Origin of the sequence: Corynebacterium maris DSM 45190, from assembly GCF_000442645.1 — a bacterium.
Classification (GTDB): Bacteria; Actinomycetota; Actinomycetes; order Mycobacteriales; family Mycobacteriaceae; genus Corynebacterium; species Corynebacterium maris.
Genome location: NC_021915.1, coordinates 372,092 through 388,712, shown reverse-complemented (window position 1 = coordinate 388,712; position 16,621 = coordinate 372,092). Strand labels below are relative to the sequence as shown.

13 protein-coding genes are annotated in these 16,621 nt (G+C 66.9%); 5 read left to right on the top strand and 8 right to left on the bottom strand.

What is annotated here, in order from left to right; translation table 11 throughout:
• Positions 1-6: 6 nt before the first annotated feature.
• From B841_RS01895 to lpdA, 8 genes are all read right to left on the bottom strand, one after another.
• Positions 7-582 carry a CGLAU_01105 family protein gene (locus tag B841_RS01895; RefSeq protein WP_020933790.1) on the bottom strand — a complete coding sequence of 192 codons (576 nt, stop codon included), beginning with the start codon at positions 580-582 and terminating at the stop codon, positions 7-9.
• A 37-nt stretch (positions 583-619) separates the two neighbouring features.
• Complete coding sequence (locus tag B841_RS01890; RefSeq protein ID WP_052337714.1) at positions 620-1,915, bottom strand: DUF445 domain-containing protein; 1,296 nt, start codon at positions 1,913-1,915, stop codon at positions 620-622.
• Positions 1,916-2,022: 107 nt separating this feature from the next.
• Positions 2,023-2,397, bottom strand: coding sequence for a hypothetical protein (locus tag B841_RS01885; protein ID WP_020933788.1), 375 nt, complete (start codon positions 2,395-2,397; stop codon positions 2,023-2,025).
• A gap of 99 nt (positions 2,398-2,496) precedes the next feature.
• Complete coding sequence (locus B841_RS01880) at positions 2,497-3,246, bottom strand: succinate dehydrogenase/fumarate reductase iron-sulfur subunit (protein ID WP_020933787.1); 750 nt, start codon at positions 3,244-3,246, stop codon at positions 2,497-2,499.
• Positions 3,246-5,261 (bottom strand): fumarate reductase/succinate dehydrogenase flavoprotein subunit, encoded by a 2,016-nt coding sequence (locus tag B841_RS01875; protein ID WP_020933786.1) that lies wholly within the window; start codon positions 5,259-5,261, stop codon positions 3,246-3,248. Before B841_RS01875 ends, B841_RS01880 begins: the two co-directional genes overlap by 1 nt.
• A gap of 20 nt (positions 5,262-5,281) precedes the next feature.
• Entirely contained in the window at positions 5,282-6,037 is a 756-nt protein-coding gene (locus B841_RS01870; RefSeq protein WP_020933785.1) for a succinate dehydrogenase cytochrome b subunit, read from the bottom strand.
• A gap of 336 nt (positions 6,038-6,373) precedes the next feature.
• Positions 6,374-7,483: a hypothetical protein gene (locus B841_RS01865; RefSeq protein ID WP_020933784.1), complete on the bottom strand. Its 1,110-nt coding sequence runs from the start codon at positions 7,481-7,483 to the stop codon at positions 6,374-6,376.
• Between the two features lie 115 nt (positions 7,484-7,598).
• Positions 7,599-9,011, bottom strand: coding sequence for a dihydrolipoyl dehydrogenase (gene lpdA, locus B841_RS01860; protein ID WP_211215542.1), 1,413 nt, complete (start codon positions 9,009-9,011; stop codon positions 7,599-7,601).
• Positions 9,012-9,594: 583 nt separating this feature from the next.
• Between lpdA and B841_RS01855 the strand changes: the two genes are divergently transcribed.
• The 5 genes from B841_RS01855 to B841_RS01835 all read left to right on the top strand — a co-directional run bounded on the left by B841_RS01855 (position 9,595) and on the right by B841_RS01835 (position 16,541).
• A complete protein-coding gene (locus B841_RS01855) occupies positions 9,595-10,722 on the top strand; it encodes an alpha/beta hydrolase (protein WP_020933782.1) in 1,128 nt (375 codons plus the stop codon).
• Between the two features lie 51 nt (positions 10,723-10,773).
• Positions 10,774-11,952, top strand: a complete 1,179-nt coding sequence (locus tag B841_RS01850) for an alpha/beta hydrolase (protein ID WP_020933781.1) — start codon at positions 10,774-10,776, stop codon at positions 11,950-11,952.
• Between the two features lie 75 nt (positions 11,953-12,027).
• Positions 12,028-14,001 carry a prolyl oligopeptidase family serine peptidase gene (locus B841_RS01845; RefSeq protein WP_020933780.1) on the top strand — a complete coding sequence of 658 codons (1,974 nt, stop codon included), beginning with the start codon at positions 12,028-12,030 and terminating at the stop codon, positions 13,999-14,001.
• 33 nt (positions 14,002-14,034) lie between these two features.
• Entirely contained in the window at positions 14,035-15,321 is a 1,287-nt protein-coding gene (locus tag B841_RS01840) for a M1 family metallopeptidase (RefSeq protein ID WP_020933779.1), read from the top strand.
• Positions 15,318-16,541 carry a hypothetical protein gene (locus B841_RS01835; RefSeq protein ID WP_020933778.1) on the top strand — a complete coding sequence of 408 codons (1,224 nt, stop codon included), beginning with the start codon at positions 15,318-15,320 and terminating at the stop codon, positions 16,539-16,541. The genes B841_RS01840 and B841_RS01835 overlap by 4 nt, the downstream gene beginning before the upstream one ends.
• Positions 16,542-16,621: the final 80 nt, after the last annotated feature.

Here is a 16,621-nt window from a genome sequence, read left to right as displayed (position 1 = left end):
ACCTCTTTACTTTTCCTTGTCGCTGGGGGTTTCCGTGGTCTCAGACGAGATGACTTCCCCTTCGATGATATTGCCCGCGCCCTCATCCGCCATATCGTCGTCCTGCCCGTCCTTGGTGCGGTCCAGTCGGCCCCGGGCCGAGGAGACCGCCCCGTCCATGCGCCCGCGCACGGACGACCACGCCCCGGAGACGGCGCTGGCGGCCTCGCCGGCGACCTCCGACTCCCGGGTGGCGTCGGCCGCGCGGGTCGCGCTGCTGGCCACGTCGCGGACGATGCCGCCGGCGCGGCCCGCCAGCGCACCGGCCGCGTCGCGCACCGCCCCGAAACCGGAGCCTTGCGCGTACTTCTGGCGGGCCTCGGCGCCCGCGGCACGCAGCTGCTCCGCGACGGTGCCCTCCTCCTCGTCCGGGTCGTCTAGGGCGTGCTCGCCGCCCTGGTCGTGCACGGCCTCCCGATCGGCGCGGTAGTTGCCCGTGAACTCGGAGACCACGCCGCCGAGCGCGCCGCCGGCCTGCTTGAGGTTCTCCAGCAGCGACGGGTCGTCGTCGCGGGAATCCTTCGGGGGTTGATGCTCAGCCATGGATCGGGCCCTTCTCGTCGCGGGGATGGGGTCAGGCTCAGAAGAGCGCTTGAGACACAGTGTAAATCGCCAGCCCCGCCAACGCACCGACCAGCGTGCCGTTGACGCGGATGTACTGCAGATCCTTGCCCACCATCAGCTCGATCTTGTCGCTGGCCTCCTCGGCGTCCCAGCGTTCCACCGTCTCCGAGATGATCGCGGTGACCTCCCCGGAGTAGTTGTCCGCCAGGAAGGAGACGACGCCGGTCAGGCGGCGGTTCAACTCGTCGCGCAGCGTCGGGTCCTCCTGGACGCGGGTGCCCCAGGTGACACACAGCTCCGCGGCCTTGACCCGCAGCACGGAGTTCTCGTCGGTGGCGGCGGCGATGAGGTTGCGGGAAAACGCCGCCCAGACGTCCGCCGCCGCGCCTTGGACCGCATCCGAGCCCATGACGTCCGCCTTCAGCGACTCCACCCGCTCGATCATGACCTCGTCGTGCTGGAGGTCCTCGGCCAGCTGGGAGATGAACCGGCGCAGGGCGTGCCGGGCCTCGTGGTCCGGGTCGCGGTCGACGTCCTCGATGAACTCGACGACCTCCTTGTACACGCGCTCGCCGACGAGGCTTTTGGCGAACTTCGGCGCCCAGCCCGGCATGCGGTCGTCGATGAGCGTGACCACGGTCTCCTCCATGCCGTAAACCTTCGTCCGGGCCCAGCCGATCACCGCCTCCACCGCGGGTTCGGTCTTGCCGTCGGCGATCAGTTGCTCCAGCATCCGCCCGGCCGGCGGGCCCCACAACGGCTCCGCCGCCTTGTCGATGATCTGCGTCTTGATCAACGCTTCCGCGTCCGCGGGGTCGATCGCGCGCACCGCGTTCGCCGTCAGCTTGCCCGCCTCCCGGGACACCAGCGCAGCGTTGTCCGGCTCGGCCAGCCACTGGCCCACCCGCTGCGGGATATTGGCGCCGGCCACCTTCTCCGTGATCAGCTGCGCGTTGAGGAAGTTCTCGCCGACGAACCCGCTCAGCGCGGTGCCCAGCTGGTCCTTCTTCTTCGGCAGCAGCGCGGTGTGCGGGATGGGGATGCCCAGCGGGTGCCGAAACAGCGCGGTCACGGCGAACCAGTCCGCGATGCCGCCGATCATGCCCGCCTCCGCGGCGGCCCGCACGTACCCCACCCAGCCGGGGGCCTCGCCCTGGGACTGCCAGGCGGAGCAGGCGATGAAGATGACGGCCGCGAGCACCAGCAGCCCGGAGGCGAACGCCCGGTGCTGCCGCAGCGCCCGCCGACGCTCGACTTCGTCCTGCGGGGCGGGCATCGCGCCCGCCAATGTGTCGGCCCTGTGTTTTGCCATACCCACCATTATGGCGGTGAAGCGGACGCGCGGCCGCATGGGCGTGGGAAAAGAAACGCCCGAACACCGCAGAAGCGGTGTTCGGGCGGGCGTGAGCGCTGGCCGGTTTAGTTGACCCTGCCGGTGCGCTCCTTGTATTCGCGGTAGTAGCGGCGTCCGTAGCGGATCAGGCCGGCGGCGATGGCGACGCCGCCGATGCCGACGACCAGGCCGATGATGATGAGCACCATGGGGTCACGGTCGACGGAACCGGAACCCCAGACCTGCTGGGCGGCGCCGAAAATGGCGAGGCCGAAGCCGGCCAGCACGGCGATCATCGCGCCCATGCCGACCCAGGTGGAAGTGCGGTTCAGCGAAGAGTGCGGGGCGCCCAAGGAGACGGGGTCGTAGCCGTCGATGTAGGCGTCCTCGAGCCGGGACTCGTAGTTGGGGTACGTCTCCGAAGCGAAGTCGGATACGGCCAGGTTGTTGTTAGCGCTCATGTCCTTCGTTTCTCTCTTTCTTGACCGGTGCCCGACGGGCAGGTGAGCGTCATCGGGGTGGATGACACTCATTCTACCCGCCGAATCAGGGTCCGTGAATTAGTCGTCCTTGCCGCGGAGGGCGGCGCGGGCGCGCTCACGGGTGACGGCGGACACGGCGGTCAGCGGAATGCCGGCCGGGCAGACGTCGGCGCACTCGCCGTAGAGGGAGCAGTGGCCGAAGCTCTGCTCGAGCTCGTCGACCATCTGGCGGGCGCGCTTGCCGCGCTCTTCCTGGCCCAGCGGGGTCAGCGAGAGATGCACCAGGTTGGCGCCGGTGAACAGGTGCGCCGCACCGTTCGGGCAGGCCGCCACGCAGGCGCCGCAACCGATGCAGGCCGCGTGGTCGAGCGCCAGCTCGGCGCTCTGCTGGTTGGTGTGCAGGGTGTCGGCGTCCGGCGCGGTGCCGGCGTCGATGGAGATGTAGCCGCCCTGCTCCTTCACCCGGCCCAGCGCGGAACGGTCGATGACCATGTCCTTGATGACCGGGAAGGCGGCGGAGCGCATCGGTTCGATCTTGATGACGTCGCCGTCGTTGAACAGGCCGAGGCGCTGCTGGCAGGCCGGGGTGTTCTGGCCCGGGCCGTGCGGGCGGCCGTTGATGTCCAGGCCACAGGTGCCGCAGATGCCTTCGCGGCAGTCGGAGGCGAAGGCGAAGGGCTCTTCGTTGCGCTCCACCAGGCCGGCGTTGACGTGGTCGAGCAGCTCCAGGATGGACATCTGGGGGTCGGCGTCGGGGACTTCGACGGTCTCGAAGGCGCCCGAGTGGGTCGGTCCGGCCTGACGCCAGATCTCAAGTGTCAGCTTCATTACTTGTAGTTCCTTGTCTGCAGCGGGATCGATTCGAAGTACAGCGGCTCTGCGTGGCGGATGAAGCCGCCGTCGCCGGCCGGCTCCCACGCGGAGACGAAGCACCAGTTCTCGTCGTCTCGCTCAGCTTCGCCGTCTTCACTGAGGTGATCCTCGCGAAAGTGGGCGCCACAGGACTCGTCGCGGTCCAAGGCGTCGACGCAGATGAGCTCGCCCAGGTCGATGTAGTCGGCCACGCGGGCGGCGTACTCCAGCTGCTGGTTCATGGTGTTCTGATCGCCCGGGATCTGCACGTTCGCCCAGAAGTCCTCGCGTAGGGCGCGGATCTCGGCGATGGCGGTGGTCAGATCCTCGACGTTACGGGCCACTCCGGCGCCACGGTACAGGATGTCACCGAGCTGGCGGTGGAAGTACTCCGCGCCGTGCGGGTTCGGGCCGCGCACGTTCATCAGGCGATCGATGCGGTTCTGGGCGCGGTTGACGGCCTCGACGGCCTCCGGGGAGTCCGGGGCCAGGACGTCCTCGCCGAGGTGGTTGGCCAGGTAGTTCGGGATGGTGAACGGCAGGGTGAACCAGCCGTCCACGGACGCCGACAGCAGCGAGTTCGCGCCGAGGCGGTTCGCGCCGTGGTAGGTCCAGGACGCCTCGCCGGCGGCGAAGAGCCCGTCGACGGAGGTCATCTCGTTGAAGTCCGTCCACAGGCCGCCCATGGTGAAGTGGACGGTCGGGGCGATGCGCATCGGGCCGTCGTGCGGGTCTTCGCCGATGGCCTCCTCGTACATGGTGAACAGGTTCGAGTAGCGCGAGTCGATGGTCTGGCGGCCCACGCGCTCGAAGGCGTCGCGGAAGTCCAGGTAGACGGAGTTCTTCAGCGGGCCGATGCCGTAGCCGGCGTTGATCTGCTGCGAAATCGCGCGGGAGGCGACGTCACGCGGGACCAGGTTGCCGAAGGCCGGGTAGCGGCGCTCCAGGAAGTAGTCGCGCTCCTCCTCCGGGATGGAGTTCGGGTCGCGGTCGTCGCCCTTTTCCTTCGGCGCCCAGATGCGGCCGTCGTTACGCAGGGACTCGGACATCAGGATCGTCTTCGACTGCCACTCCGCGTTGATCGGCAGGCCGGTCGGGTGGAACTGGATGAACGAGGGGGACGCGAAGTAGGCGCCCTGCTCGTAGGCGCGCATGATGGCGCCGGCATTCGAGTTCTTCGCCAGGGTCGACATCTCGTAGACGTTGCCGTAGCCGCCGGTGGCCAACAGAACCGCATGGCCGGTGTGGGCCTCGAGCTCGCCGGTGAGCAGGTTACGGGTGACGATGCCCTTGCAGCGGCGGCCGTTGGCGTCGTCGGAGACGATCAGGTCCACCATGTCGCTGTGGGTGAAGACCTCGACGTTGCCCAGGTGGATCTGGCGGGTCAGCGCGGACGCGGTCGACAGCTGCAGCTGCTGACCCGTCTGGCCGCGGGTGTAGTAGGTGCGGGAGACCTGCACGCCACCGAAGGAACGGGTGGCCAGGGCGCCGCCGTATTCGCGGGCGAAGGGGGCGCCGATGGCGTTCATGTGGTCGATGACGCGGCCGGACTCGATGGCCAGACGCCAGCAGTCGGACTCGCGGCCACGGTAGTCGCCGCCCTTGACGGTGTCCTTGACGTGGCGGTAGGCGGAGTCGTTGTCCACGCGCTTGCCGCGGGCGGAGTTGACGCCGCCCTGGGCCGCGATGGAGTGCGCGCGGCGCGGGGCGTCGTGGTAGGTGTAGACCTTCACGTTGTAGCCCAGCTCGCCGAGGGCGGCCGCGGCGGCGCCGCCGGAGAGGCCGGTGCCGACGACGATGACCTCGAACTTGCGGCGGTTCAGCGGCGAGACCAGCTCCATGTGGTCCTTCTGGTGCTGCCACATGTCCTTGGACGGGACGCCCTTGGGCTCCGCGTTGTCCAGAATGGTGCCTACCTGGACGCCGGCGACGCTCGACTGCGGGGCGGTGAATTCAGCGCGGTCCGCGATCACGGAATCAGTGTTGCTCATAGGTAATTCTCCGGTTCTGCCTAGCTGACGAAGCCGAGGTTGATGGACAGGGGCATGACGATGTTGCCGAGGACGACAACGATCGGGACGACCGCGGCCAGGAAGGCGAACACGGCGCGCCACCTGCGGCCGGTGATGCCCAGGTCGGAGGCGGCCAGACGAATGCCCTGGTACAGGTGCAGGAACAGGGCCAGCATCGCGATGATGTACCAGATGGTGACCGGCCAGCGGTTGAACGTGGCGATCATGTTGTTGTGCACGGCGCCCGGCTCAAAGGAATCCGGCGCCGCCGGCTGCACGCCCATCGTCAGATCCAGCAGGTGGAAGATGATGAAGGCCAGCAAAATGATGCCGGTGATCAGCATCGAACGGGTGGCGGTGCTGTCCATCCCGCCCATGAGCTTGGTGCGCTTGAACTTGCCGCGGGACTTGCCGCTGCGGCTGTTCAGGGTGATCGCGCCGTGGATGTGGGCGATCACCGCGACCAGCAGCACGATGCGGAGGATCCACAGGATGGACTCCTCCGGGAAAATCGGTGCGCCGACGGTGCGCAGGAATGAACCGTATTCATCCATGGCCGCGACGCCGTTTTCCGCTGGCATGAAGATTTTCAGGTTGCCCACCATGTGGACGACCACGAAAAGGGCAAAAAGCAGGCCAGTAATGGCCATGACGAGCTTGATAGCCCAGGACGGGTACGCAGGCCGCGGGCGCAGCGGCTGCTCATTGATTTTACCGTGACGGATTGACTCACGGTCTGCATTCGTAACAGTCATGACACCTCCAGTGTTGCTCATACTTTACGGGGTGAAAGCAGTCTCCGACCACCGGTTGAGGGGTGAGGCCAAGCGATCAGGCTTAACTCTCCCACATTCCGGGACGCGGGTTTATAAGGCATGCCTAAGAAAACTGACCGCTTTCAGGGGGTTTTAGAGGCGTAGCCCACATTTCGGACACTCTTCGACGAAAGCCACCTGCCCTTTCGCCCCAATGTGACGTTGCCCATAGCCTTCCGGTTGCCCCACTTGCCCCACCCTAAAGGGTGTCATTCTAAAGGTGTATCACACCCTAAAGGGGTAGATATCCGGACTTAAACGGCCAGACGCGCGTTGTTATTGCACGTCATCCAACCGCTCGTCCTCCATGGCCAACTCCCGCAGGCTGTCCTCTTCCCACGCCTCGTCGATCTTGTCCCCCACCTTGCGGCGCCGCTCGTACTCGCGGAGGTTGTACGTCGCGCTACGGATCTCCACGGATTTGTCGAAATTCGAGCCGATCGCACCGGCGAAAGTGCCCAGCGAGGCAGACAGCCACCCGACACGCAGATAGCTCTGCCAGGTCACGGCCTCCTCGATCTGCTCCCGGAAGAAGTCCGCCGGCACCACCGCCACCGACAACAACGTCATGCCGACGGCGGCGAGCAGGAAGATGATGAGCACCGTGGAAACTACGGTGCCCGCCGTGGCGATGTTGTCGATGCGCTCGCGCCACCGGGTATCCTGCGTGTTGCTCCTGATCCAGAGCCGGTTGCTGATGATCAACCACGCCGAGAACACGATCACCCCCAGCGCCGCGACCAGCAGCATCCGCCAGACCTGCATCGATTCGGACAGGTTCCAGATCGAACCGTAGAACACACCGAAACCGCCGGTGGCGGCGATGGCTGCCAGGGCGCCGGAGAGCACGCCCAAGAGTTTGCCCGGTTCATTCGAGCGGATCATGCCCAAGATCAGCCGCAGGGCACGCCCCGGATGATCCAGGACACGGACGGTGGTGATCTCCCGCTCGGAGTCGACCTCCTCGGAGTCCATCGTGCGCTGCTTCCCCGTTGTGGCGCCCTCACCCGCCAGCACCGACTCCAGGTCCGTGGCCAGCGACCGCCTGGCCCGGAACATCCCGTAGGCGGGCTGACTGAGCAGCACGGCATTCCCGTCGGCGGTGGACTGGCTGACCACCGGGCGTTCCATGGCGGTGAGCGGCAGGTCGGTGATGTAGACGAACTTGTCCCACCCGTTCGCGGTCAGCAGCGGTTCCGCGTACTTGCCCAGCTCGATCTCGCCGTCGGTGGTCATGGGGATGGTGCCGGTGGCAACCTCCACGCGGTCGCCGTTGGGAAGGCAGCGGTCCTCATCCAGGACCTCCTGCTTCACCAGCCGTTGCAGGGCGTGCTTCGCGTCCGCGATCGGCTTTCCCTCGTCGGCGAACACTCCTATGACGCCCATTGCTCCGCTCCCCTCGGGTCGGTTTCATATAATCCGTTGTTTGTCTTTCCGAAGGTAGCGGAAAACAGCGACGGGCCTCCCCGGGATGGGGAGGCCCGTCGGGGCAAGCAGCGCCTTAGAAGTTGATCATGTGTCCTGCGATGCCGTGGGCGGCTTCCTTCATCGCCTCCGACATGGTCGGGTGGATATGGACGTTGCGTGCGATCTCACCGGCGGTGAGGTCGTACTTCTGCGCCAGGGTCAGCTGCGGGGTCATGTCGGAGACGCCGTCGCCGACCAGGTGGGCGCCGAGCAGCTCGCCGTATTCGGCGTCGGCCACGATCTTGACGAAACCCTCGGTGGCGTTCGCGCCGACGGCCTTGCCGTTGGCGGAGAACGGGAAGGAGGCGACCTTGATCTCCTTGTCCGGCCACTTCTCCTTGGCACCTTCCTCGGTGTAGCCGAAGGAGGCGACCTGCGGGTTGGAGAAGGTCGCGCGCGGCATCATCTGATAATCGCCCAGGGTCTGGGTCTCGGCGCCGGCCAGCGTCTCGGCGGCGACGACGCCCTGCGCCTCAGCGACGTGGGCCAGCTGCAGCTTGGCGGTGACGTCGCCGATGGCGTAGATGCCGTCGACGTTGGTGCGCATGTGGTCGTCGATGTCGATGGCGCCACGCTCGGTGAGCTTCACGCCGGTGTTCTCCAGGCCGAAGCCCTCCGTGCGCGGGCGGAAGCCCACGGAGACGAGCACGCGGTCGACGGTCAGCGTCTCGGTCTTGTCGGAGCCCTTCTTCTGGTAGTCGACCTCGACGGAGTCGCCGTTGTCGCGCACCGCGGTGGTGGCGTGGCCGGCGAGGACCTTGACGCCGAGCTTCTTGTAGACCTTGGCGATGGTCTTAGAGATCTCCGGATCCTCGTTCGGCAGAACGCGGTCCATGAACTCGATGACGGTGACGTCCACGCCGTAGGCGTTGAGGACGTAGGCGAACTCCATGCCGATGGCGCCGCCGCCGACGATGACCATCTTCTCTGGGGCCTCCGGGTTGAGGATCTGCTCCTCGTAGGAGACGACGTTGTCGGAGAATTCGACGCCGCGCAGGGTGTTGACCACGGAGCCGGTGGCGATGATGCAGTCGTCGAAGGTGACGGTCTTGCCCTCGTCGTCGCCCTCGGTGATCTCGATGGACTTCTCGTCGACGAAGGAACCCAGACCGTGGATCTCGGTGATCTTGTTCTTCTTCATCAGGTAGTGGATGCCGCCGACGATCCGGTCGGAGACCTTGCGGGAACGCTTGTGCGCGTCCTCGTAGTCGAAGGTGACATCGCCCTTGATGCCGAAGGTCTTGGCCTCGTGCGTGAAAGTATTGGCGACCTCAGCGTTTTTGATCAGCGACTTGGACGGGATGCAGCCCACGTTCAGGCACACCCCGCCCCAGTACTGCTTCTCGATGACGGCAACTTTCTTGCCGAGCTGAGCTGCACGGATGGCGGCCACGTAGCCGCCGGGGCCCGCGCCGAGTACTACAACGTCATAATGTTCTTTAGTCACGCCTATAAGACTACGGAATAGCGGCACTCATGTCGCCTACCCCCGCGGACGCCGCGCCCCCCGCACCCCTTAATCAGGGGCATTTTTTGGGCCCGGAAAGCGCAAAAGGCCACCCCAAGCGGGTGGCCGTGCTACCTCCGGGCGTGAAACCTAGAACAGGCCCAGCGCCGACGAGGTCTGCGAAATGGCGGAAGATCCGTTGTGGATGAGACCGCCCAGGATGTTGTTGATGAAGAGCTGGATCTGTTCGATGACGGACATGCGTGACTGCTTTCTGTTAAAAGACGGGGAGCTTTTGACGGTGGGCGTTACGCCCGGGCACAACAAAGATCGTATACAGGCTCGCAGCGTTACATAACCGTTACGCAGCCGCAACTTGAGGACCTGCGATTATGACACGCCTGCCACTTGCCCACCACCTGCCCCACGGCTACTTTGGGGCGTGTCCCCTCGGGCTCGGCCCGTAACGCCGTCCATGGCGGAGGCGATAACAGTGAGGTAACGTACCTCTCTGATAAAACGCCGTGATTTCACTGGCGGCGGGATGCTCTGCCGTCTCCATAACCAGGAAAGCTGCCTGACAATGAAATTCCTCCGTGCCCTGGCCGTTCCGGCCGCAGCCCTCGCCCTGACCTTCGGCGCCGTGACCCCGGTCGCCGGCGCCGACACCCCGTCTGACGTCGTCGAGGACGCCACCACGGGCACGGCGACCCCGGCCGACCCGACCGAGATGGCCAACGGTCAGGCTTGGGGCAAGATCGCCGCCGCCGATGACCGCGTCGACACCTACGAGGTGTACTCGACGTCCATGGAGCGTCAGATCCCGGTCGCCGTCATCCCGGCCACCGATGAGGCCGACGAACCCGTCCCCGGCGCCCCGACGATCTACCTGCTCAACGGCGCCGGCGGCGCGGAGCAGGACAACGACTGGTTGACCCTCAACAAGAGCACGGACGGCCACGAAGGCACCATCGAGTTCTATTCCGGCAAGGGCGTCAACGTGGTCATCCCCATGGCCGGCGCGTTCTCCTATTACCTGGACTGGGTTGATACCCCCAAGGGCAACTACCTGAACGGCCCGCAGATGTGGGAGACCTTCCTGACCAAGGAGCTGCCGGGCCCGATCGAGGCTGAACTGAAGGCCAGCAACGACCGCGGCATCATCGGCTTCTCCATGTCCGCATCTTCCGCGCTACTCATGGCCGAGAACAACCCGGGCTACTACGACGCCGTCGGCGCCTTCTCCGGTTGCTACGCCATGGCTGACCCGGTCGCCCACATGGCCCACGGCCTGACCGTCGAGCGCGGCGGCGGCACCATGGACCAGATGGTCGGCCCGGCCGGCTCCCCGGCTTCGATCAAGAACGACGCCCTGCTCAACGCCGGCAAGCTCGCCGACACGGGCACCGAGATCTACGTCTCCAACTCTTCCGGCCTCGCCGGGGAGACCGACATGGCCGGTTACTACACCGAACGGGGCGCAGACCTCGCCACCGCCCTGGCGAACTCCGCCGTGCTGCAGGTCGAAGGCGGCGTCATCGAGGCCTTCACCAACAAATGCACCCACGACCTGAAGGCCAAGCTGGACGCCCACGGCGTCCCGGCGAACTTCAACTTCCGCAACGTGGGCACCCACTCGTGGCCGACCTGGCGCGACGACATCTCCGCGTCCTGGCCGACCTTCGAGAACGCCTTCTTCAGCGCGGAGTAAACTCCCCCGCCAGCATCCATATTTCATCGATTCACGTGAAAGACTGATTTTTTGACTTCCCACCGTTTGCCCCGCGTCCTCGCCGCCGTCGCCGCCAGCTCCGCGCTGGTCTTCGGCCTCGCCTCCCCGGCCCTGGCCGCAGAGCGCACCACCGCCGAGGTCGCCGCCGGCGTCGCCCCGGCCTCCCTCGAGCATTACACCGACGCGCCCATCGACGTCACCCAGCTGAACCCCGACTGGTCCTGGAACCCCAACCCGGACTGGATCTCCCAGACCGCCGACGACCCGCGCGTCGAGCAGTACGTGGCGTACTCCCCGTCGATGAAGGTCGATATCCCGGTCGCCACGATCCCGGCCACCAATGAGGCCGGCGAGCGCCTCGATAAGGCCCCGACGATTTACCTGCTCAACGGCGCCGGAGGCGCGGAGCAGGACAATGACTGGATCGTGCTCGCCGAGACGGTGGACTTCTACTCCGGCAAGGGCGTCAACGTGGTCATTCCGATGGCCGGCGCCTTCAGCTACTACATGGACTGGGCCAACCAGAGCCCGACCGGCAACTACTACCTGAGCGGCCCGCAGATGTGGGAGACCTTCGTCACGCAGGAACTGCCCGGCCCGATCGAAAAAGAACTGAACGCCAACAACGACCGCGGCGTCATCGGCTTCTCCATGTCGGCGACCTCTTCGCTGTTGATGGCCGAGCACAATCCGGGCTTCTACGACGCCGTCGGTTCCTTCTCCGGCTGCGCGGCGACCTCCACTCCGATCTCTCACCTGGGCCAGAACCTGGCCGCCGAGCGCGGCGGCGTCACCTTCACCGACATCGCCGGCCCGGTGGGCAGCGACCACGCCCGCTACAACGACGCCCTCGTTCAGGCCGAGCACCTGCGCGGCACGGAGATCTACGTCTCCAACGCCACCGGCCTGGCCGGACGCGAGGACCAGCAGAGCTTCCTGCACCAGACCGCCGTCGAGGAATTCGGGCTGGATTACGCAGAAGCGCTCACCGTGTCCGCGCTGAACACTGCCATCCTGCAGGGTGAGGGCGGCGTCATCGAGGCATTCACCAACAAGTGCACCCACGACCTGAAGGCCAAGCTCGATTCCGAGGGCATTCCGGCGCACTTCGAGTTCCGCAACCAGGGCACCCACTCCTGGCCGTATTGGCGCGCGGACCTGGAGGACTCCTGGTTCGTGACCTTCGCCCCAGCCTTCGGCCTAGCATAGTAACCCGCTCCCCCACCCGCCCCGCGTTCACCACTGAACGCGGGGCGTCGTGCTGTCTCTAGACTTAGACGGCATATGAGCTACCACGACATTGACCCCACAGAACTAGAGCCCATCGACTCGCCCGCCGCGTTGGCTTGGGCGGAGAACTGGTCCGACGCCACCGAGGCCGCCCACCCGCGCGAGGAACTGCGGGCTCGGCTGCGCGAGGTGCTGGACACCGACGACCGCATCCCGTACGTCACCCGGCGCGGCGAGCACCTGTACAACTTCTGGCGCGACGGCGAGCACCCGCGGGGCCTGTGGCGTCGCACGACGCTGGAGTCGTATCTGACGCCGTCCCCGGAGTGGGAGGTGCTCGTGGACGTCGACAAGCTCGCCGCCGAGGAGGACGAGGACTGGGTGTGGAAGGGCGCGTCGGTGCGTGCCCCGGAGTATGACCTGGCGTTGGTGCGGCTCTCGCGCGGCGGGGCGGATGCGGTGGTCATCCGGGAGTTCGACATGCAGGCGGCGACGTTCGTCGAGGAGCGGCCGTTTACCTTGCCGGAGGCGAAGTCGAACGTGTCCTGGTTGGATGCGGACACGTTGTTGGTGGGCACGGACACCGGCGAGGGGTCGTTGACCAGTTCGGGCTATCCGCTGCAGGCGCGGTTGTGGCGCCGCGGAGAGGATGTCGCCGAGGCGGAGGTGCTGGCCACCGGTGAGCACGAGGACGTGCTGCTGGCCGCGGGCTATGAGCCGGTCGGCGGGCACACGGTGATGACCCGAGCCCTGGATTTCTATCACGCGCGCGTGTCCGTGGACGTCGGCGGGAAGCTGCAGCCGCTGGAGATCCCCGAGGACTGCGAGTCCATGATTCACGGCGACTGGCTGCTGCTGAACCCGCGCACGGAGTTCGCCGGGGTGCCGGCGGGCGGGCTGGGCAAGATCGCGCTGGCGGAGTTCGTGGCCGGTTCCCGCGACGTGGAGGTCGTGTTCTCCCCGACGCCGCGCACCTCGCTGCAGGCGTTGTCGGTCACGGAGAACTATCTGGTGGTCACGGTGCTTGACGACGTCGCCACCTCCATCGCCCTGCACCCGTTTGCCGGCGGCGAGGCGATCCGGCTGGAGCTGCCGGAGCTGGTGACCGCCTCGGTGGTGGCCACCAACGCTTTTTACGGCGACGAGGTGTGGGTCTCCGCGTCGTCGTTCACCGAACCGGCGACGCTGTACCGCTGGGACGGCTTCGTCCTGACCGCCGTGAAGAAGGCGCCCGCACAGTTCGACGCCACCGGCCTGGAGACACGCCAGCACTGGGTGACCTCGGCCGACGGCACGCAGCTGCCGTACTTCATCACCGGCGACTTCTCCCGCGGCACGCGCCCGACGCTGGTGGGCGGCTACGGCGGTTTCGAGGTCTCGCTGACGCCCGGGTATTCCGCCGTGCGCGGCCTGGCGTGGCTGGAGCGCGGCAACTTCTTCGTCCAGCCGAACCTGCGCGGCGGCGGGGAGTTCGGGCCGGAGTGGCACTCGCAGGTGGTCAAGACGAACCGGCACAAGGTGTGGCAGGACCACGAGGCGGTGCTGGCGGACGTCGTCGAGCGCGGGTACGCCGAGCCCCAGCAGATCGGGATCCGGGGCGGGTCCAACGGCGGGCTGCTGACGTCGGGGGCGTTGACGCAGTACCCGCAGCGCCTGGGTGCGGCGGTGATTCAGGTGCCGTTGACGGACATGCTGCGCTATCACACCTGGTCGGCCGGAGCGTCGTGGATGGCGGAGTACGGCAACCCGGACGATCCGGCCGAACGCGCCGCCATCGAGTCTTGGTCACCGCTGCACAACGTGTCCCCGGAGACGGAGTACCCGCCGGCGTTGGTGACCACCTCCACCCGCGACGACCGCGTCCACCCCGCGCACGCCCGCCTCTTCGCGCATGCACTGAGCGCGGCCGGTCAACCGGTGGACTACTTCGAGAACACCGCCGGCGGGCACGCCGGGGCCGCCGACAACGACCAGGTCGCCCGCGTGGAGTCGTTGATCTATTCCTGGCTGACCGACCGGCTGGGATAGCAGCGCGCGGCGCCCGAGTAACATAGGCGCATCATGACGAACCACACGCCCTCCGAGACCCGCGACGCGTATACCGGCGTCGACTTCAACTTGGGATTCCACGTCCGGCACTACGGGCTGGACCTGACCTACCGGGTCCGGCCGAACCGGCTGGAGGGCACCGCGACGTTGCACGTCGTCGCCGAGGACGACCTGTCGGCGATAACACTGGATCTGACGGGCCGGCTCAGCGTGCGCAGGGTGAAGGCGTCGGCACGTGTGGCGCGTTTCAAGCACTCGGGCCACAAGCTGCGCCTCACCTTCGCCGAGACCGTCCCCGCCGGCACGGAGTTCACCCTCGAGGTCCGCTACGGCGGCAACCCTGGCCCGCGACGGACCGCCTGGGGCGAGATCGGCTGGGAGGAACTCACCGACGGCTCGCTGGTGGCCTCCCAGCCCAACGGCGCGGCCACGTGGTTCCCCTGCGACGACACCCCTTCCCGCAAGTCCACCTACGACGTGCGCGTCACCGCCGACGACCCGTATTACGTGGTGGTCAACGGCGAATTGCTGGGGCGCGTGGCCCGCGGCTCAGCGACGACCTGGCACTACCAGGCCGAATTGCCGGTGGCCAGCTACCTCATGACCGTGCAGACGGGCGACTACCAGCGCTTTGAGCTCGGCGCGCGCACCCACGCCTGGGCCCCGCCGGAGCTGGAAGCGGAGGTGCGCCGGGCGTTTGCCCGGCAAGAGGAGATGCTCGATCTCTTCGAGACCACCTTCGGCGACTACCCCTACAAGTCCTACGGCGTCGTCATCACCGAAGACGAGCTCGAGATCCCGCTCGAGGCCCACGGCTTATCGACGTTCGGGGTCAACCACCTCGACCCCGAATGGGAACGCCTGCTCGCCCACGAAGTCGCCCACCAATGGTTCGGAAACTCCTTAGGACTCAAGCGCTGGAGCGACATCTGGCTCAACGAGGGTTTCGCCTGCTACTGCGAGTGGCTGTGGGCCGAACACGCCCACGGGATCCCCGTCGCTGACAGTGTGCGCGAGCATTACGAGGGTTTGGTGAAGAAGCCGCAGGACATCGTCATCGGCGATCCCGGCCCGAAGGACATGTTCGACGACCGCGTGTACAAGCGCGGGGCCATCACCCTGCACGCGCTACGGGTCTCCCTCGGCGACGACGCCTTCTTCGCCGCGGTGCGCCGCTACGTCACCGCCGGGCGCCACAGCCTCGTCGAACCGGCCGACCTGCGCGCCGAGCTCGGCGACGTCGACGCCGTGTGGGACGCCTGGCTGCACCAGCCCGCGCTGCCGGAGTGCCCCCAGTGAGAGCACTGAGCCTGGCGACGGTCTTCGCCGCCCTCTCCGGCTTCGTCGTCCTCTTCGTCGCGTCGTGGGCCTTGGGCGAGTCGCGCTACGACCAATTCCAGGCCTACTGGGGGTTGTTCTTCGCCCTGGCCGGGCTCATCGACGGCCTGACGCATGAGACCACCCGCGCCAGTTCCGCCGCCCGGGAGCGTTCTGTCACCGAGACGTCGGTGGCGCCCGGGTCCGCACGCCCCTGGCGGCTGGCGGCCATCGTCGGCGGCGCCGTGTTTCTACTGATCGCGGTGAGCGCCTGGGCGTGGATGCCCCTGCTGGTCTCCGAAGGCTCCGGGGCTACCGCCCTCATGGCGATCGGGCTGCTGTCCTACGCCTTCCAGGCGGTGCTCTCCGGACTGCTGTCGGGGCTGAAGCTCTGGCCGCAATACGCGTGGCTCATGGCCATCGACTCCGGAATACGACTCGTGCTTTCTGCCGGGGCCTGGGCGTTGGGCTGGGGGCTGACCGGGTTTTACGTGGTCACGGTCATCGGCTCGGTGACATGGCTGGTCATCCTGGGGTCTTCGACTGCCGCGCGCCGGGCGGTGCGGGCGCCGCTGGATGTGTCCATGGCCGTCTACGTCCGCCGGGTCGGCTCCGCGATGCTGGCCTCCGGCGCCTCCGCGACGTTGATCACCGGATTCCCAGTCCTGCTGCAGGCCACCTCCCAGAACCCGACGACGCTCACGGGAGTGAGTGTGTCCGCGCTGATGTTCGCGATCATGCTCACCCGCGCCCCCATCCTGGTGCCCCTGCAGCGTTTTCAGTCGGCGCTGATCGTGCGTTTTGTCAGCGACTCGGCCCTGAAATCACTGGGGGCGCCCTTGGCGTTGGTCCTCGGCGTCGGGCTGGTCGGGGCCGCCGCGGCCTGGCTCATCGGCCCCTGGTTTATGGTCACCTTCCTGCCCGAAGGTTTCGAAGTCACCGGCTGGGTCCTGGCGGCGCTGACGTTCGCCTCCGCGTGGACTGGTTCACTGATGATCACCGGGGCAGCGGCACTCGCCCGGGAGCGCCACGCCTTCTACGTCGCCGGCTGGGTGACCGCCACGCTGGTCGCCTTCGGGGTGCTGCTGACTCCCCTGCCGCTGGAAATCGGGGTCGGCGCGGCGCTGATCGTGGGACCTGCGGCCGGGGGCCTAGTGCATGTGGCGGCGCTGCGGCGATCGAAAGTCCCGGCCACAGCGTAAATTGTGGATGACTCAGGTTATCCACAAGCAGCGGTGCGTTCGTCCGTGTGCCGTTGCGCTGGCCTTTTAATCTCGGGCCC